This window comes from Actinoplanes awajinensis subsp. mycoplanecinus (assembly GCF_001509495.1).
GTDB classification, from domain to species: domain Bacteria; phylum Actinomycetota; class Actinomycetes; order Mycobacteriales; family Micromonosporaceae; genus Actinoplanes; species Actinoplanes palleronii.
In genome coordinates, this window is the sequence record NZ_LLZH01000169.1 from 1 (window position 1) to 383 (window position 383).

A 383-nucleotide genomic window follows, 5' to 3' on the forward strand; every position below is an offset into this window, starting at 1 on the left:
CCGAAGGCGAGTTCCCCGATGAGCAGCGACACGGTGAACCCGACCCCGGACAACAGCGCCAGCCCGGCCACGTCGATCCAGGCCAGGCCGGTGTCGAGTTCGGCGCGGGTGAACCGGGCGGTGAGCCAGGTCGCGAGCAGGATCCCGATCGGCTTTCCGAGAATCAGGCCGAGCATGATGCCGACCGCGATCGGGTCGGTGAGAACTGCCCGCAGCCCGGCCGGTCCGCCGATGGCGACACCTGCCGACATCAACGCGAACACCGGCACGGCGACTCCGGCGGAGATCGGCCGGAACCGGTGCTCGAAGTGCTCGGCCAACCCCGGTCCCGTCCCCGAACCCGGCGACCGCAGCACCGGGACGGCGAAGCCGAGCAGGACCCC

The 383-nt window shown here is 71.3% G+C and carries 1 protein-coding gene; it reads right to left on the reverse strand.

Annotated features, from left to right (window positions below; translation table 11 throughout):
* The coding region (locus ADL15_RS19825; RefSeq protein WP_198170897.1) for a Na+/H+ antiporter NhaA at positions 1-383 on the reverse strand (383 nt) is incomplete at both ends.